Origin of the sequence: Agromyces sp. NPDC052230 (assembly GCF_040679595.1) — a bacterium.
In the GTDB taxonomy this organism is placed as follows: Bacteria; Actinomycetota; Actinomycetes; order Actinomycetales; family Microbacteriaceae; genus Agromyces.
The window spans coordinates 1-25667 of sequence record NZ_JBFAVC010000008.1 but is presented as its reverse complement, the minus strand read 5'-3'; the positions used below and the strand labels follow the sequence as shown (position 1 = coordinate 25667).

Below are 25667 nucleotides of genomic sequence, written 5' to 3'. Positions count from 1 at the left end.
CTCAGCCCTCGGCCGCCGCGCGCAGATACCGTTCGGCATAGCTGCGCAGCAACGGCCGGAGCTCAGCGGGCGACTCGACGGTGAAGTCCATGCCGAGCATGCCGATGTAGGCGGCGATCGTGTCGAGGCTGTCGGCGCCGGTCACGAGCACCGACTCGGCGTCGGAGATCGACTCCACCATGCCCACCGTCGGGTTGATCCGCGCGAGCACCGCATCGGCGGGAGCGGCGACGCGAAGCCGGGCGTGCACCTTCCAGCCGCTCGCGGCGATCGAACGCATCGCGAATGCGGTGTAGTCGCCGCCCGGGAGCGGTGCTGGGGAGAAGCGCCGGCGAGTGGGCATCCGCGGCGCGATCCAGTCGGCCCGGAATGTTCCCCACTCACCCGAGGCGGGATCTCGTGCCACCAGGTACCAACGACGCTGCCAACTGAGCAGCCGATAGGGCTCCACGAGGCGCGGCGTGCCGCGGTCGTCGAAACGGAACCATTCGACGTCGCGGATGGCGGCGGCGATGGCGGCGAGCACGGCTGGATCCACTTCGGGGTCGGGGGCATCCGTTCCGGTGTTCTCGGGCGCGCGATCGACGACCGACGAGACCGCCGCCACCATCGGCCGCAGTCGCGAGGGCAGCACCTGCTCGAGCTTGGCCAACGCCCGGGTGCTCGACTCCGCGATCCCCGCGATGCCGGTGGCGGCGCGCAACCCGACGGCCACGGCCACGGCCTCCTCGTCGTCGAGCAGCAGCGGCGGCAGCTTGCCGCCGCTACCGAGCCGGTAGCCGCCGGCGGCTCCCCGCGTCGCGTCCACGGGGTAGTCGAGCTCGCGCAGGCGGTCGATGTCGTTGCGCACGGTGCGCGTCGACACGCCGAGGCGCGAGGCGAGCTCGGTGCCGTTCCATTCGGGCCTGGACTGGAGGAGCGAGAGCAGGGCCAGCAGGCGAGCGGCGGTGTCGGACATGGCTCAACTTTCTCGCGCAATTAGGAGCAGAACGTTCCTATATGGACCGTACCGTCGGAGACATGACGAACACCACAACCTCCAGCATCGACATTCGCCCCTTCCGCGTCGAGGTCTCGAAGGCCGAGCTCGACGACCTCATGGAGCGCCTCGCGCGCACCCGCCTCCCGCAGCCCGCCCCCGTCGACGACTGGGACGCGGGCACGCCCAACTCGTACCTTCGCGAGGCGATCGACGCGTGGCGCACCACGTTCGACTGGCGCGCCGCGGAGGCGCGTATCAACGCATTCCCGCATTTCACGACCGAGATCGACAGCCAGACGATCCACTTCATCCACGTGCGCTCGCCGCACCCCGATGCCACACCGCTCCTGCTCGCGCACACGTACCCCGGGTCATCCGTCGACTACCTCGACCTGATCGACGAGCTCGTCGACCCGGTCGCGCACGGCGGACGCGCCGAGGACGCCTTCGATGTCGTGATCCCGGATGCCCCGGGCTACGGCTTCTCGACCCCCGTCGTCGAGGCGGGCTGGACCATGGCGCGCGTCGCCCGGGCGTACGACGCGCTCATGCGCGGCCTCGGCTACGAGCGGTACGGCATCCACGGCTCCGACAACGGCGCCATGGTCGCACGCGAACTCGGCCTCCTGAACCCCGAGGGCTTCCTCGGCCTGCACGTGCTGCAGCTCTTCTCGTTCCCCTCGGGCGACCCGGCCGAGTTCGAGCGGCTCGAGCCGCAGGACTACGCCGGGCTCGAGCACATGCAGTGGTTCCAGTCCGTGGGCGGCTACAACACGATGAACGCGAGTCGGCCGCAGACCGTCGCGACAGGCCTCAGCGACTCACCCGTGGGGTTGCTCGCCTACAGCGAGCTGTTCAACTCGTTCGGCAATGGCACGTCGCTCGTGCCGCTCGAGAAGATCCTCACCGAGGTCAGCGTCAACTGGTTCGCGAACGCCCCGGCCGGCATGAGCCGCAGCTACCTCGAGAACGCCCGAGCGGATGCCGCGGGCGCCGAGCCGCAGGTGAACGCGGCACGCACCGGGGTCGCCGTCTTCAAGGACGATTTCCAGACCATTCGGGTGTTCGCGGAGCGCGACAACTCGAACATCGTGCACTGGAGCCGCTTCGATGAAGGCGGCCACTACGCGGCGCTCGAGGTGCCCTCGGTCCTCGTGGGCGACATCCGGACGTTCTTCGCTCCGATGCGCGGCTGAGGCCGGCGAGAACCGGCCGGGTCCGCCAAAGAGGGGACTGCGCCGCTCGCGGGTTTCGGGGGAGGATCAATCCGAAATCGAGGACGGTGGCATTGCACCGCCGCCGTCCTCGTCCAATGCTTCGGGACCCGCGACCCTGACCCGCCGACCGGCTACTTCTTGCGGTGCGTGGCCTCGGTGACGTCGTTGCCCGGCCGATTCGCGACCTTGGCCTTCTTGTCGATCCGCTTCTCCTTGAGCGACTTCGCTGCGGGGGTCTTGCTGGACGATTTCTTCGGTGACTTGTCTGACACGGTGACGTCCTCTGATCGGGAGCCTGGACGGCCCCGTGGTCGCAACCCTAGTGCCGCCCCCTGTGAATCGGTCGGTCGGATCGCCCCCGGTCGAAAGCGTGTCGACGCGTGGCGCCCTGTTGCTCGCGGACTTCGCGCTCGCCGCGTGCGGCGATATCGTCGAGGCATCCGCAATTCACCGCTGCGGCCGTCGCGCGCCCGTCGCGCCGTCGATCGAGCGGATGCCCCGGCCCCCGCCGGAGAAGGAACTGCCTCCCGAGATGACCGTGACCTCGCCGAACTCCACTCGCGCCGCCGAATGGTGGCGGGCCAGGCGCAAGCAGGTGTTGTGGACCACGCTCGTCGCGGTGGTCGTGCTCGTCATCGGGGTGCTCGTCGCGCGCTGGCTGCGCGGACTTGCCGGGGTCGAGGATTTCGTCGAGACGTACCCCGGCATCGTGCCGCCGCCCGACGGCACCCCGGTCGGGATTCCGGCGTGGCTCGGCTGGCAGCACTTCCTCAACTCGCTGTTCCTCCTGCTCCTCGTGCGCACGGGCTACCAGTTGCACTCCAAGAAGCGTCCGCCCGGGTTCTGGACGCGCGACAACGCGCGGTGGCCGCGCACGAAGCGGGCGCCACGGCGTCTCGGCATCCACCTCTGGTTCCATCTCTGGCTCGACGCGCTCTGGATCCTCAACGGCGTCGTCTACGTCGTCGTGCTGTTCGCCACGGGCCAGTGGCTGCGCCTCGTGCCGACCGACTGGGCCGTGGTTCCGAACGCGCTCTCGGCCGCACTGCAGTACGCGTCGCTCGACTGGCCGACCGAGGACTCGTGGGTCGTCTACAACTCGCTGCAGCAGCTCGTCTACTTCGGGATCGTGTTCGTGGCGGCGCCGCTCGCGATCCTCTCGGGGCTGAGGCTCTCCTCGGTGTGGCCGCTCGAGGGCCCGCTCGTCCGAACCATTCCCGAGAAGCTCGCCCGCGCGGTGCACTACCCCGTGATGCTCGTGTTCCTCGTGTTCACCTTCGTCCACGTCGTGCTCGTGCTCACCACGGGGGCGCTCCGCAAGCTCAACCAGATGTACGCGGGCCGCGACGCCGACGACTGGGTGGGGCTCGCGGTCTTCGTGGCGTCCGTCGTGGTCATGGTCGTCGTCTGGGTGCTCGCGAAACCGCCGCTCCTCAAGCGCATCGCCGCGACATCCGGCCGCGTGCAGGGCTGACGTGAGGGCACCGGCGCGCTAGCGTGCGAGGGTGACCATCCCGCTCATCGACGACGATCAGCTCGACGACCTCGAGCGCGAGTTCGTCGCGCGCGTGCGCGGCCGCGTGCTCGAGATCGGTGCGGGCGACGGCGAGAACTTCGGCGCCTTCGATCCAGGAGTCGACTGGGTCGGGCTCGAGCCCGACGCGAAGCGGCGTGCCGAACTGGCGACGCGGGCCCGCGAGTGGCGGCATGGTGCCGAGCCGCTCGACGCCCGGGCCGAGTCGATTCCGCTTCCGGATGCCTCGGTCGACGCGGTGGTGGGCACGTACGTGCTCTGCTCGGTCGGCGATCCCGCCGCCGCGCTCGCCGAGATCCGGCGCGTGCTCGTGCGGGGCGGTCGCGTGGTCTTCGTCGACCACGTCCTGGCCCCGCCGCGAACGCTGAAGCGGGCGGTGCAGCGGGTCGCGACGCCCTTCTCGAAGCGGTTCTGCCACGGATGCCACTGGGACCGCGACACCGAAGGGGCCCTCGTCGCGGCTGGCTTCGTGGGCGTCGACGTGCGGCGGCTGCGCGTGAGATCCATGCCGTTCGGGCCGGTGCCGATGCTGCTCTTCGACGGACGCGCGCCCGAGGCCTAGCGTTCGACGGCGCGACCCGGCTGCGGCGGAATTCCGGTGGCGGGGGCGGGCGGGGGGATCGCGGCGGATGCGGCGGCGGTGGCCGCGCCGGCTGCAGCCGCGGCATCCATCGCCGATCGCGCGAGGAACGTCGAACCGGCGACTGCGGCCGGCATCGCGAACACCGCGCCGAGCGGGATCATGAAGCACAGCTGCGTGGCGACGCCGAAGCCGAGCACCTGTGCTCGGTGCCCTCGCAGGATCGCGCGGCGCGTCGAGCCCGCGATGCCGCGCGCCTCGAACGCCCGCGAGCTCAGCTCCATCGCGAGCAGCCGTCCTGACAGGATCACGCCAAGGGTCGGCGCGAGCACGGCACCGACGAGGGGCACGAATCCCGAGAGCCCCACCGCGATCGCAGCGATGAGGCCGAGGCCGATGAGCTTCGCCGAGTCGCGCACCGAACGCCAGAATCCGAGGTCGTGCTCGGGCACCGCGCCGCCGACCTCGAGCTCGACGGCGTGCCAGATCCGCTCGTAGAACGGGTCGCCCACCGCGAGCGTGAGCGCGGTGAAGGTGACGGCGGCGAGCACGATCGCCGCGGCGAACAGGATCGCCCCGACAGCGGCGCGGATGACGTCGGGCCACGGGTCCGCCCAGTCGTCGGCGAACGGCGTCAGCCAGTCGGTGAGGACCGGCATGCTGAAGCCGAGTGCCACGAGGGCGCCGACGATGACGACGAACACGATCGCCGCAGGGATGAGCCCGAGCAGCATGATGCCCGGCCGCCTCCCCCAGAAGCCGAAGCCGCGCATCAGCATGCCGACGCCGGCGAAGAACCTGCCCACCACCCCGGTCTTGCGTGTCACCCGCCCAGCCTAGAGTGGCCATCGCGCGGGAGAACCGGGCTTGACGATGGGAGTTGCGACATGGTGGACGAGCGCGACGTACGGCTCGACGACGGCCGGGTTCTCCGGGCCTACGACACGGGGCCCGAAGCCGCGTCGACGCTCGTGCTCGTGTGGCACCACGGGTCGCCGCAGACCGGCGCCCCGCTCGACCCGGTGGTCGCGGCGGCGGCGTCACGGGGCATCCGACTCATCTCCTATGCCCGGCCGAGCTACGGAGGCTCATCACCGCGACCCGGGCGCGACGTGGCCTCGGCGGCGGCGGATGTCGCGGCGGTCGCCGATGCGTTCGGGGTCGACCGGTTCGCCGCCATGGGCGCGTCGGGCGGCGCGCCCCATGCGCTGGCGGGTGCGGCGCTCGAGCCCGAGCGGGTGACGGCGGTCGTCTCGATCGCGGGCATCGCACCGTTCACCGAGGCGTTCGACTGGTTCGGCGGCATGCGCTCGCCCGACGCGTTGCGTGCGGCGCTCGAGGGCCGCGACGCGCGTGCGCGCTTCGCCGAGTCGGAGGAGTTCGACCCCGAGCAGTTCCTCCCGGCCGACTACGCCGCGCTCGAGGGGGAGTGGGCGGCACTCGGCGCCGACGTCGGCCGGTCCGACGCCTTCGGACCCGACGGCCTCATCGACGACGACGTCGCCTTCGCGTCGCCGTGGGGCTTCGAGCTCGAGCAGGTCACCGCGCCCGTGCTTCTCGTGCAGGGCGAGGGCGATCGGGTCGTGCCTCGCACGCACGCGTCGTGGATGCTGAGCCGGTTGCCGAACGCGCAGCTCTGGATGCGACTCGACGACGGTCACGTCTCGGTGCTCGGCACGGTTCCCGACGCGATGGACTGGCTGCTCCAGCGGGCGCGCTGACGGGCGCCCGCGCGTCCGGGCTTCTGGTGCGTTTCGGAGCTCACCCCAGCGAGTCGAGCGCAGCAGCCAAGTCGCGGTGCAGGTCGTCGACGTGCTCGAGTCCGACCGACAGGCGCACGAGTCCCTCGGGGATCGTCGGCGCCTCGGCGGGCCACCGGCGACGGCGCTCGAACGTCGACTCGACACCGCCGAGGCTCGTGGCGTGCACCCACAGCGACGTGCGCTCGACGAGCGTATCGGCCGCGCCGGCCCCGCCGCGCACGACGATCGAGATGATCGCGCCGAAGCCCGGGTAGCGCACCTCCTCGAGCTCGGGGTGTCCGGTGAGCCGGCGTACGAGCTCCTGCGCGTTCGATTGCGCACGCTCGAGCCGCACGGGCAGGGTGCGCAGTCCGCGCAGCGCGAGGAACACCTCGAGCGGCCCGGGGATGGCGCCGAACAGCGAGCGGTGGTGCACGAGGGCGGCCGCGAGATCGTCGGATGCCGCGATCACCGCGCCCATGACCACGTCGCTGTGGCCCGAGATGTACTTCGTCGCCGAGTGCACCACGAGGTCGACGCCGTGCTCGAGCGGACGCTGCAGCAGCGGTGTCGCGAAGGTGTTGTCCACCGCCACGAGGGCACCGTGCTCGTGCGCCGCCCGGGTGATCGCCGCGATGTCGGCGAGCTCGAGCGCAGGGTTGGTGGGCGACTCGAACCAGAGCATCGCGGCATCCGCACAGGCATCCGCCACCGCTGCCGAGTCGGTGATGTCGACGAACACGGCGCGGACGCGGCCCTTCGCCTCGAGCTCCTCGAGCAGGCCGACGGTGCCCGTGTAGGAATGGCGCGGCGCCACGATGGTGCCGCCCGGCTTCACGAGGTCGAGCACGGCAGCGATCGCGGCGATGCCCGAGGCGAAGGCCACGCAGCGGCCACCCTCGAGCGCGCCGAGGGTGGCCTCGAAGGCCGACCACGACGGGTTACCGTAGCGTCCGTACTCGAGCTCGCCGCCCGCGCCGTACGTCGAGGTCAGGTGCACCGGAACGTTCATTGGCGCGTCCACACCATGCTGCGGGCGGCCCGCGGTGATCGCGACCGTCTCGGGATGCAGCGCCGAGGCATCCGTTGCGTTCGGTTCGTTCACGTTCGTACTCCTGGTTCGTCAGGGCGGATGTCGCGGCCGCCGCCGCGGCCACGGTCGAGCGCGCGGTCGCGGTCGCGGTCGCGCGCAAGCGCCAGCGTATCCCCGGTCGGCCGAGGATCGTGCGCGAGCGGCGTGGGCTAGCCTCGATGTATGAGCCGCACCGTCTGGACCGTCCTCGGCGTGATCGCCGCCGTGCTCATCGCCTGGTTCATCGTCGACGTGGTGTTCAGCGTGCTGTGGTTCATCGTGAAGCTCGCGATCGTCGCGGTGGTCGCGGTCGTGGTGTTCTTCGTGCTGCGTTCGCTCGTGCGCGAGCGTGCATGAGAATCCGCATCATGGCCCCGTGAGACGGGTTTCACCTATGCCGCGGGCCCTGACCGGTCGGTCGTGCCGAGGGCCTTGCGGAGCAGCGTGGCGAGTTGATCCTGCTCCCGCGGGCTCAGGTTGGACATGGCGGTGCGGGCGAACTCGAAGGACCGCTCGAAGGCGACGTTGACGGCTTCGCCGTTGGCCGTCCTGACGAGTTGCCGGGACCGACCGTCGTCGGGGTTCGGGCGGCGCTCGACCAGGTCGCGCGCTTCGAGACGGCTGACGATCTGAGTGATGTTCGAGGCGTCGCAGCCCAGTTCGTCGGCCAGTTCGCGCATACCCCATGGGCGGGTGAGGCGCCCGAGGACGCACGCCTGGGCAACGCTGAGCGCGTGCTCGACGGCGGCGGACTCGAACGCGCGGTCGTACGCGTCGACGAAGTCGTACATGGCTCGCTCGGCGTCGGTCGACGCGGCGACGGGCCCGGATGTCACGGCCATGACCCCATCGTAGCAAAAAGCTTGATTCGCTCAAGCATCAGTGTCAAATGGTGATGCTTGATCCAATCAAGCAATTAGGAAGACTTATGAATTCCAAGACAGACACCCGGACGGCTCGGGAGTGGCACCTCATCCGCCGACCGGAAGGGCGAGCGTCGGCCGACGACTTCGCCCTCGTCGAAGCCCCAGTTCCGGAGGTCGGGCCGGGCCAGGTGCTGGTCCGCAACACGCACCTCTCGGTGGATCCGTACATGCGCGGCCGAATGGACGACCGCCCCTCGTACCTCCCGCCGTTCGCCGTGGGTGCGCCGCTCGAGGGCGGGGCACTGGGCATCGTCGAGCGGTCGCGTGTCGACGGCATCGAGGAGGGGCAGATCGTTCAGCACTTCCAGGGACTCCGCGAGGTCGCCGTGGTCGACGGAGCCTGGGCCTCGCCGGTCGACCTCGATGGACTCCCGCCGGAGGTCCACCTCGGCGCGCTCGGCACGACGGGGCTGACGGCCTGGCTCGGCATCACCCGCATGGTCGCCGTGGAACCGGGTGACGCGGTGCTCGTCACGGGTGCGTCCGGCGCGGTGGGCGGTCTCGCCGGTCAGCTCGCCAGGATGCGCGGCGCCGACCGGGTGATCGGTACGGCAGGGTCCGACGTCAAGCTGCGGCACCTGGTGGACGACCTCGGCTTCGACGCCGCCATCGACCATCACGACGCGGACCTCCCCGGGCGTCTCGCCGAGGCGGCACCCGATGGCGTCGACGTGGTGTTCGACAACGTGGGCGGTCTGGTTCTCGAGGCCGCGATCGGACGACTCCGCGTCGGTGCCCGACTGGCACTGTGCGGCGCGGTCAGCCAGTACGACGGCCGCGAGGCCTACGGCGTGCGGACCCGGTGTGAGGCGACGGGGGCACGGTTCAATAGAGGCATGCGACTCGTCGTGCTCACCGGTGCCGGGATCTCCGCCGAGAGCGGCGTGCCGACGTTCCGCGACGCGGGCGGCCTCTGGGAGGGCCACCGCGTCGAGGACGTCGCGACGCCCGAGGCGTTCGAGCGAGATCCCGACACGGTGCACCGCTTCTACGACGCGCGGCGGCACGCGCTCGCGGGGGTGGAGCCGAACGGTGCCCATCGGGCCCTCGCCCGACTCGAACGCACCATGGGCGACGATCTGCTGGTGGTGACCCAGAACGTCGACGACCTGCACGAGCGGGCGGGGTCGCGCCGGGTGCTGCACATGCACGGCTCGTTGCTCACCGCACGCTGCACCACGTGCGACGCGCGGTCGCCCGTCGCGGCCGACCTCATCGAGCGGCCCGCATGTCCGGAATGCGGCGAGCGGATGCTCCGGCCCGACGTCGTCTGGTTCGGCGAGATGCCGTACGACCTCGACGAGATCGACGAGGCGCTCCTCGCGTGCGACCTCTTCGCCGCGATCGGGACATCCGGTGCCGTCTATCCTGCTGCGGGTTTCGTGATGACGGCGTCGTCGTTCGGCGCCCGCACGATCGAGCTCAACCTGGCCGCGAGCGAGATCACGCCGCTCTTCGAAGAGGTGCGGCACGGACCCGCGAGCGTCGTGGTGCCGGCCTGGGCCGACGAGCTGCTCGCGGCCCGCGACTGAGGGTTCCCGACGCCGGAACCTGCACCGGCGCCCCGATCACTCCTCGAACGCCACCGCCCGTACGGGCGCCCCGTCCACCGCGAGCCGCAGCGGGAACACCCCGATCCGCACCCGCGACGGCAGCCCCTCGAGGCCCGTGAGGTTCTCGATGATGAGGCCGTCGCCGCCGAGCACCACCTCGTGCACCGGGAAGTCGGTCGTGCCCGCGGCATCCGTGGGGTCGGGGCTCAGCGTGTCGACGCCGAGCACGTGCATGCCGCGCGCGACGAGGAGCCGGGCCGCCTCGACGCCGAGCGCCGGATGCGCGAGCGCCCGCTCGGTGCCGAAGTGCCGCGCCCATCCCGTGTCGATCACCACGATCGACGGCACCCGGTCGGGCAGGTCACCGAGGTCGTCGACGCCCACGGTCGCCCGATCGCCCGGGCCGGTCACGTGGATCACGAGCGCCTCGCCGACGAGCTCGTCGAGCGACACCCGATCCATGGTGCGCCCGCCCGCGACCGTGTGCGCCGGCGCGTCGACGTGGGTGCCCGTGTGCGAGCCGAGGTGCAGCGCCGTGACGGCCGCGCCGTCACGATCGAGCTCGAGGGCGGGCGCGAAGTCCACCCCGGGGTCGCCGGGGTAGACCTGCATGCCCGAGTGGAGCGGATGACTGAGGTCACGCATGCCGCGCGGGCTCCGTCGTGGCATCCGCCAGGTGCTCGCTGCGCACCGCGGGCGTCGACGAGCGCTCGCGCAGCGACACGAGCAGGTACAGCACGAACGTGATCACGAACGCCGGAATCGTCGCGCCGATCGGCGTCGGCCACATGTAGGTGAACACGTAGGCCAGGACCGCGCCGATCGCCCACACGACGACCGCCGCCCAGTTGACGCCCGCGAGGTACCAGTAGCGGCCCTCGCGCGCCTTCAGGATGTCGGCGGTGTACGCGCCGCGCTTCACGATGTAGTAGTCGGCGATCATGATCGCGAACACCGGGGCGAACAGCGCGCCGATCGTCACGAGGAACGTCGTGAACTGCTCGAGCAGGCCGAACCAGGTCGAGCCGACGATCGAGATCACGCCGACGATGAGGGCCGTCGGCAGGAACTTCAGCTTCTTCGTGCCCGGCACGGCGTTCACGATCGTCGTCACCATGCCGTAGACGACCATGGTGTTCGTGGCCATGACCGAGAGGAAGATGATGACCGCGAGCGGTGCGCCGAACGGCTCGACGATGGTCACCGGGTCGAACGGGATCGCCTCGCCGCCCGAGAGCACGACATACCCGATCGCCGTGGCGCCCACGGTCATCGAGATCACCGTCGAGAGCGTGTAGCCGACGCCGGATCCGATCATGCCGGCGCGGCTCGACCGTGCGAAGCGGTTGAAGTCGGCCGACAGCACCGTCCACGAGATCGCGGTCGCGATCACCACGTCGAGCACGAGGATCGGCGTGTAGCCGATCGACTCGTCGGCGGGGATCCCCACGTACTCCGAAGGGGCATAGGTCACGAAGGCGACGATGAAGATGTACGTGATGATGCCGAGGATCAGCACCGCCAGCCACGGCTCGACCCTGGCGATGCCGGTGTGGCCGAAGATCGCGAGGATCACGACGAGCGTCTGGCAGATCACCGCGAACAGCACGGGACTCGAGAATCCCGTGACCGAGGCCACGAGGAAGTCGAGCGCGATGCCCGCGAGCATGGCCTGCACCCAGCTCCAGCCCATCAGGATGATGACGTTCGCCGCGACGGGCAGCAGGCTGCCGCGCGTGCCGAACGGCCCGCGCGTGAGCGCCATCGTCGGCAGGCCCGTGCGGGTGCCGATGTTGCCGACCGTCACGAGCACGGCGGCCCCGACGATCGTGCCGACGATGATGAGCACGACCACGAGGCCGTAGTTGACGCCCGGCACGAACAGGGTGCCGGTGAGCAGGGTCGTGACCACGAGGTTCGCAGCCAGCCAGATCATGCCGATGCGGGGAAGCGACAGCTCGCCCCGCACGGGGCCGGCGTCGTCGGAGTGCTCCTCGAGGTATTGCTCGAGACGAGAGTAGGCGGACATTCGGGTGCTCCTCATTGAGTCGGGTTCGAGTGGGTCAGGTCACGAGGGGGTGTCGGATGCCGCGGCCGCTGGCATCGGGGAGAGGTGCTCGTGCACGGCGGCGAGGCGCGGCGACGCGGCATCCGTCGCCGAATCCTCGACGCGGAAGACGATGGTCTCGCGCTCGCGGTAGGACTCGGTGCCCTCGCCCGTGTCGACCGTGGTGGCGACCGAGTGGCTGAAGACGGCGCCGCCCGGGAACGCCTGCACGAGCTGGTCGCTGGACTCGCACGACACGACGCGCCAGCCGTCTTCCACCCATCCGGCCCAGAGCCGCTCGTAGGCGGCGCGGTCACCGAGCCGCTCGGGCTCGGTGTGGAAGACGAAGGTCGCCTCGGGCGCGAACGTCGCGAAGTAGCGCTCGCCGTCGGTCGCCGCGAACGCGTCGACGATCTCGGCTGCCGCGGCCAGCACCGACTCGCGGGTCGGGGTGATCGGTTCGCTCATCGGGTGGGGCTCCTTCGCCTCGGGGTGGTTGGGTTTCGATACGGCGCTGTGCGCCTACTCGACCGCCGGCTGGGTGCGGGGCGCCATGGCGCTGATCAGCTCGTAGGCCACGTGGCTCGCGGCAACCCCCGTGAGCTGGGCGTGGTCGTACGCGGGGGCGACCTCGACGAGGTCGGCGCCGACGATGTTGCGGTCGGCGAGGCTCCGGATGATGCGGAGCAGCTCGCGGCTCGTGAGGCCGCCCGCCTCTGGCGTGCCCGTGCCGGGGGCGTGTGCGGGATCGAGCACGTCGATGTCGACGGAGACGTAGAGCGGCGCGTCGCCGATGCGAGCACGGACGCGGTCGACCGCGGCGGCGAGCCCGTGCTCTTCCATGTACTCGCTCGTGACGAGGGAGAAGCCGAGGCGTTCGTCGTCCTCGAGGTCGGTCTTGGCGTAGAGCGGCCCCCGGATGCCGACGTGCATGCTCGCCGTGAGGTCGATGAGCCCCTCCTCCGACGCGCGGCGGAACGGTGTGCCGTGCGTGACCGGGGCGCCGAAGTAGGTGTCCCACGTGTCGAGGTGCGCGTCGAAGTGCAGCACCGCGACCGGACCGTGCTGCGCGGTGACGGCGCGGAGCAGCGGCAGCGCGATCGTGTGGTCGCCACCGATCGCGAGGAGCTTCGTGGCGCTCGACTGGAGTTCTCGCGCGCCCGCCTCCACCTGCCGCACCGCCTCGGCGATGTCGAACGGATTCACCGCGAAGTCGCCGGCGTCGGCCACCTGCTGCGCGCCGAACGGGAAGATGTCCTGCGCGGGGTTGTACGGCCGGAGGAGGCGCGACGCCTCGCGCACGTGCGAGGGACCGAAGCGCGCGCCCGGTCGATAGCTCACCCCGCTGTCGAACGGAACTCCCGCGATCGCGACATCCGCTCGGCCCACCTCGTCGAGGCGGGGGAGTCGCGCGAACGTCGCGATGCCGGCGAATCGCGGCACGACACTGGCGTCGACCGGGCCGCGGATGCCGCGATCGGCGCTCATGGCAACGGCATCGCTCTGGCCGGTGTGCGAGCCGTCGGACGAGCCGTCGGAAGTGAGTTGCATATTACGAAACTTCCAGTACTGTTGGGGAAACTTGAGGTCACTGTATGCCGCGCTCACCGCCGCCGTCAAGGGAGTTCCACGTGCGCCCGATCCATCCGTCCGCCGACGCGGCGGGCACGCCCATCGGCGCGAAGCTGCGCAGCACCCGGCTCGCCCAGAACCTGACGCTCGCGCAGGTCGCCGAGTCGAGCGGCCTGTCGAAGGGCTTCCTCAGCCGGGTCGAACGCGATGAGACCTCGCCGAGCGTCGCCACCCTCGTACAGCTGTGCCAAGTGCTGTCGCTCCCCGTCGGGGCGCTGTTCACCGAGCCCGAAGTGCAGAAGGTCAGCCGAGCGGATGCCCCGAAGATCAACCTCGGCGGGGTCAACGTCGAGGAGCACCTCATGTCGCCGCGCGGCGAGGAACGAGTGCAGCTCTTGCGCTCCTCGCTCGGTCGCGGCGCACACGGCGGGCACGAGCTCTACACCGTCAACTGCGACGTCGAGGTGCTGCACGTCTTCTCGGGCGCCGTGACCGTGCGCTTCGCCGACCGATCGGTTCGCCTCGACGCCGGCGACGCGTTGACGTTCCCGGGCCGCGAGCCGCACACCTGGCACGCCGACGCCGACGAGCCCGCGGAGGTGTGCTGGGTGCTCGTTCCGGCGCCGTGGAGCGGGTCCGCCTGAGGCCCGCGAAGACCGTGTGACGATAGCGGATCCGCGGCGCGCCCGCGAGGGGGCGCCACAGACCACCCGACGTTCGTATGGTGGCGGCATGCGGATACGACGACGACGCGACGAAGCCCTCGAGCGGTTGCGCGCGACCGAGGCCGAAGGTATCGGCAGCACGCCGAGGCGCTCCAACCTCGGATCGATCTGGAACGACCGCCTCGGCCGCTGGGCGACGCGGAGCCTCCAGGTGCTCATCGTCGTGATCCTCGCGGCGCTCACGATCTGGGCGCTGCTCCAGGTCAAGGTGCTGGTCCTCGCTGTGCTGATCGCCCTCATCCTGGCTGCGGCTTCGGCGCCCCTCATCATGTGGCTGCGCCGTCATCGCGTCTCGCCCATGCTGGCCGCCTGGATCACGCTGCTCGGCGGCATCCTCGTGCTCGGCGGCATCATCACCGCGATCGTGTTCGCCGTGAGGAGCCAATGGGCCGACCTCGCCGAAGCGGCGACGGAGGGGTTCGACGACCTGCTCGCGTGGGTGCAGACGCTGCCCATCCCCATCGACCAGCAGCAGATCGACGAGGCCCGCGACTCCGTCATCGACTTCGTGACCAGCGCCGAGTTCGGCCAGACCGCGCTCACCGGGGTCTCCCGGGCCACCGAGTTCATCACGGGACTGGTGCTGATGCTCGTCGTGCTCTTCTTCTTCCTGAAGGACGGCGACCGCATCTGGGCGTTCTTCATGCGGCCATTCCACGGCGAACGCCGCGAGCGTGGCCGCCGCGTGGGTGTCACGGGCGTCAAGGTGCTCGGCGGCTACGTGCGCGGTACGGCGATCGTCGCCTTCGTCGACGCGCTCTTCATCGGCCTCGGACTCGTGATCCTGCAGGTGCCGCTTGCGCTGCCGCTCGCGGTCATCGTGTTCCTGACCGCGTTCATTCCGCTCGTCGGCGCCACCGTGGCCGGCATCCTGGCCGCGCTCGTCGCGCTGGTGGCCAACGGACCGGTGGTCGCCCTCATCGTCGTGGCGATCGTCGTCCTCGTGAACCAGCTCGAGGGCGACCTGCTGCAGCCCGTGGTCATGGCACAGTCCTTGAAGCTGCATCCGCTCGTCATCCTCATCGCCCTCACCGCGGGCACCATCGTCGGCGGCATCGCCGGGGCCGTGCTCGCCGTGCCGCTCACGGCGCTCGGCTGGGCGATCGTCAAGGTGTGGGAGGGGCCCGACCCCTCGCTCGACGAACGCCGGCGCCTCCGACTGCGTCGACGGCGCGGAGAGGACGTCACGATCGCCTGATGCGGCCTCAGGTGGGGGCAGGCTGGCGACGCCGAATCGCAGCCCGCGCGCGGATGATGCGCACGTAGCGATATGGCGGCAGCTCGTGCGGCCAGTGCTTCACGAGCGTGTGCACGGCCATCGCCACGTACCGGCGGAGCTTCGCGGCGTCGCGGAGTGGGCGCGACGAGATCCCGACCGACAGGTGACGATCGCGGATCACCCGCGTGCCCGGCGGCAGGTGCACGCTGAGGTCGAGGTCGTCGTGCACGCGCTGGTCGTCACGGCAGAACCGCGTACGCACCTCGGTCCACACGCGCCGGCGGATGAGCATCGACGACCCCCAGAGCGGCCGGTGCCCGAGACCGAGGCCGGCAGCGAGGGTGTAGCCGCCGACGTACGCGGCGACTCCGAGCCGGGAGGCCACGCGCGAGGCGTTCGGCATCCAGGCCCAGCCCGTCGCCGCCTCGACAGCTGGGTCCGTGAATCGGTCGGTCGCCGCCTGCACCCAACCGGGCGGCAGCACCGAGTCGGCGTCGATCCGCGCGAGCACCTCGGCGGATGCCGCGTCGAACCCGGTCGCGGTCGCCGCCGGGATGCCCACGACCGGCTCGTCGACGATGCGGAACCCGAAGCGCTCGGCGAGGACGCGCAGGTCGCCGTTCTCGCCGTTGTCGACGACGATCAGTTCGTCGGGAGCGACCGACTGCGCCGCGATCGAGCCGAGGCACCGCTCGAGGAACCCGCGGTCGTCGCGCACGGGGATGATGATCGCGAGGGTGGGGTGTTGCGTGGAATTCGAGAGAAGGCGCACCCTCGTCAGCGTGACGGCTTGCCCAGTGCCCAGAGCGCGGCGAGTCCCAGCACGCCCACGACGGCGGCCGTCAGGCCGAGGATGGACCACAAGACGACTTCGATCGGCATCGTTGCACCTCCAGGTGTCTTGTGGCCATTCTGGCCCGAGTCGTCGCCCATCCACCAGTGCGAACCGGCGCGGCGCCTGGCGCGACCGACGCGCGCACCGCGTCACCAGGGAGTCAAGCCGTTGACGGATGCCGCGGCCACGTCGGACGCTTGGCGCACGCCGTGAGCGAGGAGCAGACGATGAGCGATCCGAATGCGATGAACGTTCCCACGGGCAGCGACCCCGACGAGCCCGACCAGACGGACGTCGGCGTCGACTCCGGGGTCGAGAAGACGCCGCGCGAGGGCCCCGAGGTCAACGACATGGAGGCCGACAACGCCGTCGAGCAGGAGACGATCGACGCGGTCGATCCCGAGAACCCCCCCGCATAGGCGGGTGGCGCCGGCCGCCGAGGCATCCGGCCGGCGCCGCTCCCATCGAGGCGCGAGCAGTTCGCGGCGTGCGGACCGCTATGCGGCCTGCGCCAACGACGCGGACTCGCGCACCGAGCGCAGGGCCGCAGCCCACGGCACGAGCTGGTCGAGCTGAGCGGCCAGCATGCCCGCGTGGTACTCGGCCGGGGTGAACGTCGTGTAGTTCTCGAAGTCGGTGAGGAGCGAGAACGAGACCTGCTGGCGCACGTCGGCGACCTGCAGCTCGCCGAGGATCAGCCGGAGGTGCTCAGCCGCACGAGTGCCGCCCGCTCCGCCGTAGCTCACCAGCCCGGCGGCCTTGTTGTTCCACTCGCCGTAGACGAAATCGATGGCGTTCTTCAGCGCGCCCGACGTGGAGTGGTTGTACTCGGGCGTCACGAAGATGTAGCCGTCGAACGAATCGACCTTCGACGCCCAGGCCTTCGTGTGGTCGTTGGCGTACTGACCGAGTGCGGCCGGAACAGCCTCGTCGAGGTGGGGGAGCGCGAAGTCGGCGAGGTCGACGAGCTCGAACTCCGCATCGTGACGTGCCGACGCCTGCTCGATCACCCAGCGGGCGACCTGGTCGCCGACCCGGCCCGGGCGGGTGCTGCCGATGATGACGCCGATCCTGACTGCGGACATATGTGGATCCCTTTCGTCGAAGTTGTTGACGTGTCATCATAACTCAAGAAGATGATGTGTCAACCAACTTCGGCTATGCTGGGAACATGTCCGAGGTGTCTGAGATCGACGAGGCCGAATGGGCGCTCTGGGTCGACTTCGTCCGGGTTCAACAGGAGCTGGCGCGCGAACTCGACCGCCGCCTGCAGCGGGATGCCGGCATCTCGCAGGGCGACTACGGCGTGATGCTCGCGCTGTTCGAGGCGCCCGACCGCAGGCTCCGCCCGAGCGCGCTCGGCGACGCGATCGGCTGGGAGAAGAGCCGGCTCTCGCACCAACTCACCCGCATGGTCGCGCGCGGACTCGTCGAACGCGAGGAGTGCGACACCGACGGGCGCGGGTCGTGGGTCGTGCTCACGCGCGACGGACGTCGCGCCCTGCTGCGCGCCATGCGCGATCACGCCCGCGACATCCGCTCGCTCTTCCTCGACCTGCTCGAACCCGACGAGAAGCGGGCCATCGCGGATGCCACGAGCCGGGTGCTCGACCGGCTCGGCGCGCCGTCGCGGCTCGGCGCCGCCTGACGGCGGGGGCACCCGGGCTGGCGCCTCAGCGCGAGGACAGCACGAGCAGTGAACTCGACGCCGTCGCGACGAGGTTTCCCTCGGAGTCGGCGACCCCGCCCTCGGCGAAGACCACGCGCCAGCCCTCCTTGACGACCGACCCCGTGGCGGTGAGGGGCCCGGGCGGATGCTGCGGATTCTGCTCTGAGCGGATCGACCTGTCGACGACACCGCATCGCGATTAGCCTCTCGACATGGGCAGCGTCATCGAGTTCTCACGGGCGGTCGGCCCGAATGCGCCGAAGCCGCTTTGGCGGCACGTGCTCGGCGAGGTGCTGCGCGGCGAGCGCCTCGACCAGGAGCGGATCCTGACCGAGGTCGCCGCGACCGCGGGCGTCTCGCCGCAGTACCTCTCCGAGATCGAGCGCGGGCGCAAGGAGCCGTCGTCGGAGATCCTCGGCTCCGTCGCCGAGGCGCTCGGACTCGAGCTGTTCGAGGTCGTGCGCCGCGTCGGCGACCGGCTCGGGGCGCGACGCGACGAGGAGCGACGCGAGGCCGAGCGACGCGAACGGCTCGTCATCGAGGCGTCGCTCGCGTTCCGGGCGGACGCGCTGTCGGCGCATCCGCCCGCCGCACCGACCGACGTGTTCCTTCTCGCCGCCTGAGCCTCCCCTCGGACGTCAACCCGCGAGTACGCGGTCGGCGAGCCCGTAGTCGACGGCGGCCTGCGCCGGCAGGATGAGGTCGCGGTCGGTGTCGCGCCGAAGCGTCATGACGTCGTGACCCGTGTCGGCCGCGAGTGCCGCTTCGAGGTCGGCGCGCACACGCAGCACCTCATCGGCGTGCAGGATCAGGTCGGGCACGGTTCCCCGCCCCTGCGACGCGGGCTGGTGCAGTGTCACCTTTCCGTGCGGGAGGATGGCCCGCATGCCCTTCGCGCCGCCCGCGAGCAGCACCGCGGCGGGACCGCCCGCCTGGCCGACGCACGTGGTGGCGACATCCGGCCGGATGTGCTGCATCGTGTCGTACACCGCGAGCGCCGCGCCCGGCGAGCCGCCGGGCGAGTTGAGGTACAGGCTGATCGGCGTCTCGCTCGACTCCGACGCGAGGTGCAGGAACTGCGCGATGAGCACGTTCGCCACCCCGTCGTCGATCTCGGTGCCGAGGTAGACGATGCGCTCCGAGAGCAGGCGGCTGTAGACGTCGAGCGAGCGCTCGGAGTTGCCGCGCTTCTCGATGACGTAGGGGATCGTGTAGGTGCTCATGCCGACACCCGCAATCCGGTCATGCTCCGCCCGGGCGAGGGCATGAGCTCGTCGACCTCGCTCACGACGCGGTCGACGAAGCCGTAGTCCACCGCCTGCTCCGCCGTGAACCAGCGGTCGCGCAACGAGTCCTGCGCGATGCGCTCGATCGGCTGCCCGGTGAGTTCGGCCGTGATGCCGAGCACGGTGTCGCGCGTGTAGCGCAGGTCCTCCGCCTGCAGCTCGATGTCGACCGCGGTGCCGCCGATGCCGGCAGAGCCCTGATGCATGAGGATGCGCGCGTGCGGGAGCGCGAACCGCTTGCCCGGCGTGCCGGCCGTGAGGAGGAACTGCCCCGCGCTCGCCGCCCAGCCGACCGCGATGGTCGCGACGTCGTTGGGGATGGCGCGCATCACGTCCATGATGGCGAGCATGGCGGGCACCGAGCCGCCGGGCGAGTTGATCCAGAAGCGGATGTCGCGGCGCGGGTCATCGGCCGACAGGGTGAGCAGTTGCGCGATCAGGCGGTTGCCGCCCTGCTGGTCGAGCTCCTCGCCGAGCACGATGATGCGCTCGTGGTAGAGGCGCCGGGTGAGCTCGGCGTCGATGGGTTGGATGGGTGCGGACTGGTCTTCGCTCATGCGTCCAGCGTGCGCCGGAGTCGGATGCCACGGGGCGGATGCCGCTCAGGGCAGCACCGCGCTCAGCAGCACTGCCTGGAGCAGCACTGCTCACGGCAGCACGGCTCACCCGAGGCGGGGATCAGCCGGCGCGGGCGAGGGTCGGACCCTCGCTGAACTGGCACGAGGTGGCCGCGAGCCGCTCGTCGGGGTCGAGCCGGGCGAGCACGGCGCCCGCGATCGAGTAGAGCTGCTGCAACTGCTCGGGCGTGAGCGCGTCGAGCACGCTTGCGCGCACAGTTCCGACGTGCCCGGGTGCCGCCTGGGCGATGAGCTCCAGCCCCGCCTCGGTGACGGTCGCGTTCGTGGCGCGCCGGTCGGTGGGGCACGGGAACCGACGGATCAGCCCGCGTTCCTCGAGCCGGCGTGCGACGTGCGAGAGGCGGGGGAGCGTCGCGTTGGTGCGCGATGCGAGCTCGGTCATGCGCATCGTGCGGTCGGGCGCCTCCGCCAGCGCCATGAGCGCGACGTACTCGAAGTGCGTGAGCCCCGCGTCGCGCAGGAGTTGCGCATCGAGCGCTCCGGGAAGGAGTTCGGCGAGCGCGACGAGACGCACCCAGGCAGCGGATTCCTCGGTGTTCAGCCATCTCGTTTCGGAGCTCATGCGTCCAGTCTACCGTATTAGTTGACGCAACAACTGAACGGTGTTATCTTGATAGTTGTCCCAACAACTATTTGCGTCGAAGGCGGCGCGTGGAGGAAGACATGACCAACGTCAGCATTTTCGGTACCGGCAACATGGCGAACGCGATCGGCGGGGTCATCGCCGACGGCGGCAGCACCGTTCAGTACATCGGCGAAGACTCCAACGATGCGCCCACGGGCGACATCGTGGTGCTCGCGGTTCCCTACGCCGCGCTCGCCGACATCGTCGCCTCCCACCGCGATGCGCTCGCCGGCAAGATCGTCGTCGACATCACGAATCCTGTGAACTTCGAGACCTTCGACTCGCTCACCGTTCCCGCCGACAGCTCGGCCGCCGCGGAACTGGCTCGGCAGCTTCCCGACTCGCGGGTGCTCAAGGCGTTCAACACCACCTTCGCGGGCACCCTCGCCGGGAAGACCGTGGGTGGCCTGCCCACCACCGTGCAGATCGCCGGTGATGACGCGGCGGCGAAGCAGACCCTTGCCGAGGTCGTGCGTGCCGGCGGCATCAAGGCGATCGACGTGGGCGGCCTCAAGCGTGCCCGTGAGCTCGAGGCGTTCGGCTTCCTGCAGATCACGCTCGCCGCGGCCGAGAAGATCAACTGGACGGGCGGCTTCGCCGTCGCGGCCTGACGCCTACGCGGTCTCGGTTCCCCTGAGGTACCGGAGCTGCGCTCGAACGGATGCCTCGGCTGCGCTTCGCACCGAGGCATCCGTGTCGGCGTAGACGAGGTCGGTGACGGCCTCGGCCGAGGCATCCGCACCAAGGTCGCCGAGTGCCGCGCGGATCTGGTCGAGCCGCTCGGTGCGGTGGGCGAGGTACGCGTCGCAGATCTCCGCGAGGTCGGGCAGCACCGGCCCATGCCCTGGCAGCACCGTCACGCCGCCGATCGCGCCGAGGGCACGCAGGCGTCCGAGCGAGTGCAGGTAGGGGCCGAGGGCCCCGTCGGGGTCGGCGATGATGGTGGTGCCCCGCCCGAGCACCGTGTCGCCCGTGAGCACCGAGCCGTGCTCGCCGTCGTCGGGCAGCACGAAGCACACCGAGTCGGCCGTGTGTCCGGGCGTCGCGATCACGTGGAGCGCGAGCCCCGCGGCCTCGATGCGTTCGCTGTCGGCGAGTGGCTCGGCGTCGATGCAGTACGCCGGGTCGATTGCTCGCGCCGGGGCATCCGCAAGGTTCGCGAACTCAGCGAGCGCCTCACTGTGGTCGACGTGGTGATGCGTGAGCAGCACGAGCTCGACCCGGCCCGCTTCGGCCAGGCGACGCAGGTGCGCGTCATCCGACGGGCCCGGGTCGACGACGATCACTCCGGCCGAACCCGGAGCTCGCAGCACGTAGGAGTTCGTGCCGTCGAGCGTCATCGGGCCCGGGTTCGGGGCACGCACGAGCGTCGCGAATCGGGTGACGGCGTCGCCGCCGACGGATGCCTCAGCCATGACCGAAGTGTATCCGCGCCGCCGCGACGGGGCGCGTCGCACCGGTGCACGCGGGGCACGACGCGCCTAGTCTGAGTCCATGGACAGCGACCTTGCATCACTCACCACCGACGAGGTTCCTGGTTCGGCCGCGACCGTCGTGCTGCTGCGCGACGGCGAACGCGGTCTCGAGGTGCTGCTCGCCGAGCGACCGCGCGACCGCGGCTCGTTCGCGGGTGCCTGGGTCTTCCCTGGCGGCGCCGTCGACGACGCGGATGCCGCAGGCGGAGCGGTCGACAACGAGGACGCCGCGCGGCGTGCCGCCGTGCGCGAGACCCGCGAGGAGATCGGGCTCACGCTCGACCCCGATGAGCTCGTGGCGTTCTCGCGCTGGATGCCGCCGCCGACGAGCGCCCAGAAGCGCCTGAGCACGACCTTCTTCGCCGTGCGGGTGCCCGACGGCGACATCCGTCCCGACCCGAACGAGGTCCTCGCCGTCGAGTGGATCCGCCCGGTCGACGCGCTCGATCGGCACAGCGCCGGGTCGATGTCGCTGTGGCCGCCGACGTGGGTGACGCTGCACGGACTGATGGACGCGACATCCGTCGACGAAGCCCTCTCCGAGTTGCGCTCGGGCGAGATCAGGCCGTACGTCTCGCGGCTGAGCGACGACCGCACCATGGTCCTCTGGCAGGAGGACGACGAATACGAGGCCGAGCGGGAACGCCAGGAGCACGCGCCCGACGTGCCGGATGACGCCCCCGACGCCATGGGCAACCGGCACCGGCTCGTGATGGACCGCCTGCCGTGGGTGTACCTGCACCAGTTCTAATCGGTAGCGTGAGGGCGTGGACTGGCTCGACTGGTTCGACGCACACGACTACGAGATCGCCCGTCAGGTGCTGCAGCGGGGGGTCGGGGCGCTCGCGTTGGTCGCGTTCCTCTCGACGCTGAACCAGTTCCGTCCGCTGCTCGGCGAGCACGGGCTGCTGCCCGTGCCCGAGCTCATCCGCCTCGCGCCCCGGCTTCGCGGCCCGACGCTGTTCCGCTGGGGCTACACCGACCGGCGCCTCGTCGTGGTCGCCGTCGCCGGGCTCGTGCTCGCGGCATCCGTCGTCGTCGGTCTCCCGCAGCTGGGCCCGCCGTGGGTGCCGATGCTCGTGTTCCTCGCGCTCTGGATCCTGTACCTCTCGATCGTGAACGTCGGCCAGACGTTCTACGGCTTCGGCTGGGAGATGCTGCTCTGCGAGGCGCTGTTCATCATGGCGTTCCTCGGCTCGAACGACCAGCCGCCGTCGATCCTGATCCTCGTCGCCGTGTGGTGGCTCGTGTTCCGGCTCGAGTTCGGCGCGGGCATGATCAAGATCCGCGGCGGTAGCGAGTGGCGCGACCTCACCGCGCTCATGTACCACCACGAGACGCAGCCGATGCCGAACCCGCTGAGCCGCACGGCGCACCTGCTGCCGAAGTGGTTCCACAAGGGCGAGGTGCTCGGCAACCACTTCGCCCAGCTCATCGTGCCGTTCCTCCTGTTCGTGCCGGGGCCAATCGGCTCCGGCGCCGCCGCGATCATCGTGCTCACGCAGCTCTGGCTCATCGTGACCGGCAACTTCGCGTGGCTGAACTGGATCACGGTGGTGCTCGGTGCATCCGCCATCTCGGACTCGGTCTGGCACTGGCTCATCCCGGTGATCCCGACCGATCTGGGCACGGATGCCGCGACCACGCCGCTGTGGTGGTTCGTCATCGTCGCCGGGGTCGCCGTGCTCCTCCTCGTGCTCAGCGTGCGGCCCGTGCAGAACCTGCTCTCGCGGAGACAGCTCATGAACGCGAGCTTCAACCGGTGGATGCTCGTGAACGCCTACGGCGCGTTCGGCACCGTCACGAAGCGGCGCATCGAGATCATCGTCGAGGGCACGCGCGACGACGTGCCCGATCCCGACTCGGGGTGGCGCGAGTACCACTTCAGGGGCAAGCCCGGCGACGTGCGCGCGATTCCGCGGCTGTGGGCGCCGTACCACCTGCGACTCGACTGGCTGATGTGGTTCCTGCCGCTCGGGCGCATGTGGGAACCGTGGTTCGAGGTGTTCCTGCTGCGCCTGCTCGAAGCGGACGTCCCGACGCTGAAGCTCCTCGCGGCCGACCCGTTCGACGGGTCGCCGCCGAAGTGGGTGCGGGCGCGCGCCTACCACTACCGGTTCTCGACGCGGGCGGAGTTCCGCACGACCGGCGACCGGTGGGTGCGCACCTTCGAGCGTGAGGTCATCCCGCCGGCGGGGTTGCGCTGACGCGCGGCGCGGCGGTGGTCTGAGCGGCTACCCCGACCTCAGCCCGCCGCCGGTTCCTCGGCCGCATGGTGCTCGATGTCGTCGACGTGACCGCGCGGCATCGCGAGCGCTGCGGCGACGGTCGCGAGCGCCGCGATCCCGACGCCGATGAACACTGCCGCGGACGCGGATTGGATCGCCGCCGGCGACTGCTCGCCGAGCCCCGAACGGGCGATCATGCCGTTCGCGACGGCGCCGAAGATCGCCACGCCGACGGCGCTGCCCATCGAGCGGAGGAACATGATGGCACCGGTCACGACGCCGCGCTCGGTCCACGGCACCGACGACTGCGCCGCGATGAGCGTGGGGGAGGCGACAAGACCGAGCCCGAGCCCCACGACGAAGCAGGCGAGGGCGGCCGTCCACGGGTTCGGCGTGGCCGTCGCGGCGACGAGGCCCGCGGCACCGAGCACCGTGACCGCGATCCCGATCAGGGCCGTGGCGCGGAAGCCGATGCGCAGGTACACGCGGCCGGACTGAGAGCCCGAGAGCGGCCAGCCGAGCGTCAGGGCGGCGACGGCCAGCCCCGACGCGAACGGCGAGGCGTCGGCCGTGACCTCGAGGAACGTCGGCACGTACGAGGTGAGGCCGATGATCACCGCGCCGAGCCCGAACGCGATGAGGGAGGTGGTGAGGATCAGGCGCCGGGAGAAGATGCCGAGCGGCAGCACCGGCTCGGCCGCCCGTCGCTCGATCAGCACGAAGGCCACGAGCAGCACCGCGGCCAGGCCGAAGCCGCTGAGGCTCTGCCACGACAGCCAGTCCCACGCCTGCCCGCCTTCGAGCACCGCGAGAATGAGGAGGCTGAGTCCGGCCGTGAGCACGATCGCCCCCGCGATGTCGATCCGATGGCGGCGGCGCCCGACGGTCTCGTGGAAGTTCCTGACGAGCATCCACACGGCGACGGCGCCGAGGGGCAGGTTCACGAAGAAGATCCAGCGCCAGGTGAGGAACTCGGCGAACAGTCCACCGAGTGAAGGTCCGATGACGGATGACGCGGCCCACACGCTTGCGATGTAGGCCTGCACCCGAGCCCGCTCGCGCACCGAATAGAGGTCGCCCGTGATGGTGACCGCGAGCGGCAGCACGGCACCCGCCCCGAGTCCCTGGACAGCCCGGAACACGATGAGCGAGGACATGTCCCACGCGAACCCGGCGAGGATCGACCCGAGGAGGAAGAACCCGATGCCGATGAGGATGATGGGCTTCCGCCCCAAGGTGTCGGCGAGCTTCGAGTAGACCGGCACCGTGACGGCCTGGGCGAGCAGGTAGATCGAGAAGAGCCAGGGGAACTCGGTGAATCCGCCGATGTCGGCCACGATCGTCGGCACCGCGGTGGCCAGGATGGTGGACTCGATGGCCACGAGTCCGGTCGCGAGCATGAGCGCGATGAGGATGGGGCCCCGCTCCGAACGGAATCCCACACCGTCGGCGTCGGCCATCTGCTCCTCGATCCGGCGCGCACGGTGCCCGCGCCCCACCTGAGCCTAGCCTCGCCGTCCATCGGGCACGGCTCTCACGATCTGTCAAGGCCCAGCGGCGGAAATCGCGGCCCGGATAGCCTTGCAGCACACATGGGAGTCTCAGGCTGTGCGCCACCCGCTCGAGACGTACGAACGCAGGGAGCAGACCTTGGGTTCTCGCGGTGGTCGCAACACTTAGCGGGTGGAGAGTGTTGTGGCGAGGTTGGCGTTGGCGTACCGGCCGGAGCTGGTGCAGGAGTG

Annotated in this window: 30 protein-coding genes; 14 read left to right on the top strand and 16 right to left on the bottom strand. The window is 70.5% G+C overall.

Annotation, left to right across the window (positions count from 1 at the left end):
* Position 1: 1 nt before the first annotated feature.
* A complete protein-coding gene (locus tag AB0K73_RS16815) occupies positions 2-958 on the bottom strand; it encodes a WYL domain-containing protein (RefSeq protein WP_360515617.1) in 957 nt (318 codons plus the stop codon).
* 62 nt (positions 959-1020) lie between these two features.
* On the opposite strand from AB0K73_RS16815, the gene AB0K73_RS16810 reads away from it, so the two are divergent.
* A complete protein-coding gene (locus AB0K73_RS16810) occupies positions 1021-2178 on the top strand; it encodes an epoxide hydrolase family protein (protein WP_360515614.1) in 1158 nt (385 codons plus the stop codon).
* 152 nt (positions 2179-2330) lie between these two features.
* On the opposite strand, the gene AB0K73_RS16805 is transcribed toward AB0K73_RS16810, so the two are convergent.
* Positions 2331-2471: a hypothetical protein gene (locus tag AB0K73_RS16805; RefSeq protein ID WP_360515611.1), complete on the bottom strand. Its 141-nt coding sequence runs from the start codon at positions 2469-2471 to the stop codon at positions 2331-2333.
* 98 nt (positions 2472-2569) lie between these two features.
* On the opposite strand from AB0K73_RS16805, the gene AB0K73_RS16800 reads away from it, so the two are divergent.
* Positions 2570-3673: a hypothetical protein gene (locus tag AB0K73_RS16800; protein WP_360515608.1), complete on the top strand. Its 1104-nt coding sequence runs from the start codon at positions 2570-2572 to the stop codon at positions 3671-3673.
* A 31-nt stretch (positions 3674-3704) separates the two neighbouring features.
* Entirely contained in the window at positions 3705-4295 is a 591-nt protein-coding gene (locus tag AB0K73_RS16795; RefSeq protein ID WP_360515605.1) for a class I SAM-dependent methyltransferase, read from the top strand.
* On the opposite strand, the gene AB0K73_RS16790 is transcribed toward AB0K73_RS16795, so the two are convergent.
* The gene (locus tag AB0K73_RS16790; RefSeq protein WP_360515602.1) at positions 4292-5140 is read right to left on the bottom strand and encodes an EI24 domain-containing protein; all 849 of its coding nucleotides are present in this window, start codon (positions 5138-5140) and stop codon (positions 4292-4294) included. The two genes, AB0K73_RS16795 and AB0K73_RS16790, sit on opposite strands and share 4 nt — an antisense overlap.
* A gap of 60 nt (positions 5141-5200) precedes the next feature.
* Between AB0K73_RS16790 and AB0K73_RS16785 the strand changes: the two genes are divergently transcribed.
* A complete protein-coding gene (locus tag AB0K73_RS16785; protein ID WP_360515599.1) occupies positions 5201-6034 on the top strand; it encodes an alpha/beta hydrolase in 834 nt (277 codons plus the stop codon).
* A gap of 40 nt (positions 6035-6074) precedes the next feature.
* Here the strand turns inward: AB0K73_RS16785 and AB0K73_RS16780 are convergent, their stop codons facing one another.
* Entirely contained in the window at positions 6075-7160 is a 1086-nt protein-coding gene (locus tag AB0K73_RS16780) for a PLP-dependent aspartate aminotransferase family protein (protein WP_360515596.1), read from the bottom strand.
* A gap of 150 nt (positions 7161-7310) precedes the next feature.
* Here AB0K73_RS16780 and AB0K73_RS16775 point away from each other — a divergent pair, with 150 nt between their 5' ends.
* Positions 7311-7484, top strand: a complete 174-nt coding sequence (locus AB0K73_RS16775) for a hypothetical protein (RefSeq protein WP_360515593.1) — start codon at positions 7311-7313, stop codon at positions 7482-7484.
* A 35-nt stretch (positions 7485-7519) separates the two neighbouring features.
* On the opposite strand, the gene AB0K73_RS16770 is transcribed toward AB0K73_RS16775, so the two are convergent.
* Complete coding sequence (locus AB0K73_RS16770; protein WP_360515590.1) at positions 7520-7969, bottom strand: MarR family winged helix-turn-helix transcriptional regulator; 450 nt, start codon at positions 7967-7969, stop codon at positions 7520-7522.
* Positions 7970-8055: 86 nt separating this feature from the next.
* On the opposite strand from AB0K73_RS16770, the gene AB0K73_RS16765 reads away from it, so the two are divergent.
* On the top strand, positions 8056-9585 hold the full coding sequence (locus tag AB0K73_RS16765) for a Sir2 family NAD-dependent protein deacetylase (protein ID WP_360515587.1): 1530 nt from the start codon (positions 8056-8058) through the stop codon (positions 9583-9585).
* 36 nt (positions 9586-9621) lie between these two features.
* Here AB0K73_RS16765 and AB0K73_RS16760 read toward each other — a convergent pair whose 3' ends face one another.
* The 4 genes from AB0K73_RS16760 to speB are packed head-to-tail and all read right to left on the bottom strand — an operon-like array spanning position 9622 to position 13141.
* On the bottom strand, positions 9622-10251 hold the full coding sequence (locus AB0K73_RS16760) for a cyclase family protein (RefSeq protein ID WP_360515584.1): 630 nt from the start codon (positions 10249-10251) through the stop codon (positions 9622-9624).
* Positions 10244-11635 carry a cytosine permease gene (locus AB0K73_RS16755; RefSeq protein WP_360515581.1) on the bottom strand — a complete coding sequence of 464 codons (1392 nt, stop codon included), beginning with the start codon at positions 11633-11635 and terminating at the stop codon, positions 10244-10246. Before AB0K73_RS16755 ends, AB0K73_RS16760 begins: the two co-directional genes overlap by 8 nt.
* Positions 11636-11674: 39 nt before the next feature.
* Complete coding sequence (locus AB0K73_RS16750; RefSeq protein WP_360515578.1) at positions 11675-12121, bottom strand: nuclear transport factor 2 family protein; 447 nt, start codon at positions 12119-12121, stop codon at positions 11675-11677.
* A 54-nt stretch (positions 12122-12175) separates the two neighbouring features.
* The gene (gene speB / locus AB0K73_RS16745) at positions 12176-13141 is read right to left on the bottom strand and encodes an agmatinase (RefSeq protein ID WP_360516402.1); all 966 of its coding nucleotides are present in this window, start codon (positions 13139-13141) and stop codon (positions 12176-12178) included.
* A 143-nt stretch (positions 13142-13284) separates the two neighbouring features.
* On the opposite strand from speB, the gene AB0K73_RS16740 reads away from it, so the two are divergent.
* Together AB0K73_RS16740 and AB0K73_RS16735 are read left to right on the top strand one after the other, a co-directional pair.
* On the top strand, positions 13285-13869 hold the full coding sequence (locus AB0K73_RS16740) for a helix-turn-helix domain-containing protein (RefSeq protein WP_360515575.1): 585 nt from the start codon (positions 13285-13287) through the stop codon (positions 13867-13869).
* An 88-nt stretch (positions 13870-13957) separates the two neighbouring features.
* A complete protein-coding gene (locus AB0K73_RS16735; protein WP_360515572.1) occupies positions 13958-15148 on the top strand; it encodes an AI-2E family transporter in 1191 nt (396 codons plus the stop codon).
* A gap of 7 nt (positions 15149-15155) precedes the next feature.
* Here AB0K73_RS16735 and AB0K73_RS16730 read toward each other — a convergent pair whose 3' ends face one another.
* Positions 15156-15941 (bottom strand): glycosyltransferase, encoded by a 786-nt coding sequence (locus AB0K73_RS16730; protein ID WP_360515569.1) that lies wholly within the window; start codon positions 15939-15941, stop codon positions 15156-15158.
* A 290-nt stretch (positions 15942-16231) separates the two neighbouring features.
* Between AB0K73_RS16730 and AB0K73_RS16725 the strand changes: the two genes are divergently transcribed.
* Positions 16232-16423: a hypothetical protein gene (locus AB0K73_RS16725; RefSeq protein WP_360515566.1), complete on the top strand. Its 192-nt coding sequence runs from the start codon at positions 16232-16234 to the stop codon at positions 16421-16423.
* A 78-nt stretch (positions 16424-16501) separates the two neighbouring features.
* Here the strand turns inward: AB0K73_RS16725 and AB0K73_RS16720 are convergent, their stop codons facing one another.
* Entirely contained in the window at positions 16502-17089 is a 588-nt protein-coding gene (locus AB0K73_RS16720) for an NAD(P)H-dependent oxidoreductase (protein ID WP_360515563.1), read from the bottom strand.
* Between the two features lie 86 nt (positions 17090-17175).
* On the opposite strand from AB0K73_RS16720, the gene AB0K73_RS16715 reads away from it, so the two are divergent.
* Both AB0K73_RS16715 and AB0K73_RS16710 read left to right on the top strand, forming a co-directional pair.
* Positions 17176-17652 (top strand): MarR family transcriptional regulator, encoded by a 477-nt coding sequence (locus tag AB0K73_RS16715; protein ID WP_360515560.1) that lies wholly within the window; start codon positions 17176-17178, stop codon positions 17650-17652.
* Positions 17653-17885: 233 nt separating this feature from the next.
* Positions 17886-18296, top strand: a complete 411-nt coding sequence (locus AB0K73_RS16710) for a helix-turn-helix transcriptional regulator (RefSeq protein ID WP_360515557.1) — start codon at positions 17886-17888, stop codon at positions 18294-18296.
* A gap of 15 nt (positions 18297-18311) precedes the next feature.
* On the opposite strand, the gene AB0K73_RS16705 is transcribed toward AB0K73_RS16710, so the two are convergent.
* From AB0K73_RS16705 to AB0K73_RS16695, 3 genes are all read right to left on the bottom strand, one after another.
* Positions 18312-18896, bottom strand: coding sequence for an ATP-dependent Clp protease proteolytic subunit (locus AB0K73_RS16705; protein WP_360515554.1), 585 nt, complete (start codon positions 18894-18896; stop codon positions 18312-18314).
* A complete protein-coding gene (locus AB0K73_RS16700) occupies positions 18893-19516 on the bottom strand; it encodes an ATP-dependent Clp protease proteolytic subunit (RefSeq protein ID WP_360515551.1) in 624 nt (207 codons plus the stop codon). The genes AB0K73_RS16705 and AB0K73_RS16700 overlap by 4 nt, the downstream gene beginning before the upstream one ends.
* Before the next feature lie 121 nt (positions 19517-19637).
* Positions 19638-20159 carry a MarR family transcriptional regulator gene (locus AB0K73_RS16695; protein ID WP_360515548.1) on the bottom strand — a complete coding sequence of 174 codons (522 nt, stop codon included), beginning with the start codon at positions 20157-20159 and terminating at the stop codon, positions 19638-19640.
* A 101-nt stretch (positions 20160-20260) separates the two neighbouring features.
* Here AB0K73_RS16695 and AB0K73_RS16690 point away from each other — a divergent pair, with 101 nt between their 5' ends.
* The gene (locus AB0K73_RS16690) at positions 20261-20833 is read left to right on the top strand and encodes an NADPH-dependent F420 reductase (RefSeq protein WP_360515545.1); all 573 of its coding nucleotides are present in this window, start codon (positions 20261-20263) and stop codon (positions 20831-20833) included.
* Between the two features lie 3 nt (positions 20834-20836).
* Here AB0K73_RS16690 and AB0K73_RS16685 read toward each other — a convergent pair whose 3' ends face one another.
* The gene (locus AB0K73_RS16685) at positions 20837-21637 is read right to left on the bottom strand and encodes an MBL fold metallo-hydrolase (protein WP_360515542.1); all 801 of its coding nucleotides are present in this window, start codon (positions 21635-21637) and stop codon (positions 20837-20839) included.
* Positions 21638-21716: 79 nt separating this feature from the next.
* Here AB0K73_RS16685 and AB0K73_RS16680 point away from each other — a divergent pair, with 79 nt between their 5' ends.
* On the top strand, positions 21717-22448 hold the full coding sequence (locus AB0K73_RS16680; protein WP_360515539.1) for an NUDIX domain-containing protein: 732 nt from the start codon (positions 21717-21719) through the stop codon (positions 22446-22448).
* 16 nt (positions 22449-22464) lie between these two features.
* Positions 22465-23904 carry a lipase maturation factor family protein gene (locus AB0K73_RS16675; RefSeq protein WP_360515536.1) on the top strand — a complete coding sequence of 480 codons (1440 nt, stop codon included), beginning with the start codon at positions 22465-22467 and terminating at the stop codon, positions 23902-23904.
* A 38-nt stretch (positions 23905-23942) separates the two neighbouring features.
* On the opposite strand, the gene AB0K73_RS16670 is transcribed toward AB0K73_RS16675, so the two are convergent.
* Positions 23943-25385 carry an MFS transporter gene (locus AB0K73_RS16670; RefSeq protein WP_360515533.1) on the bottom strand — a complete coding sequence of 481 codons (1443 nt, stop codon included), beginning with the start codon at positions 25383-25385 and terminating at the stop codon, positions 23943-23945.
* Positions 25386-25667 lie beyond the last annotated feature (282 nt).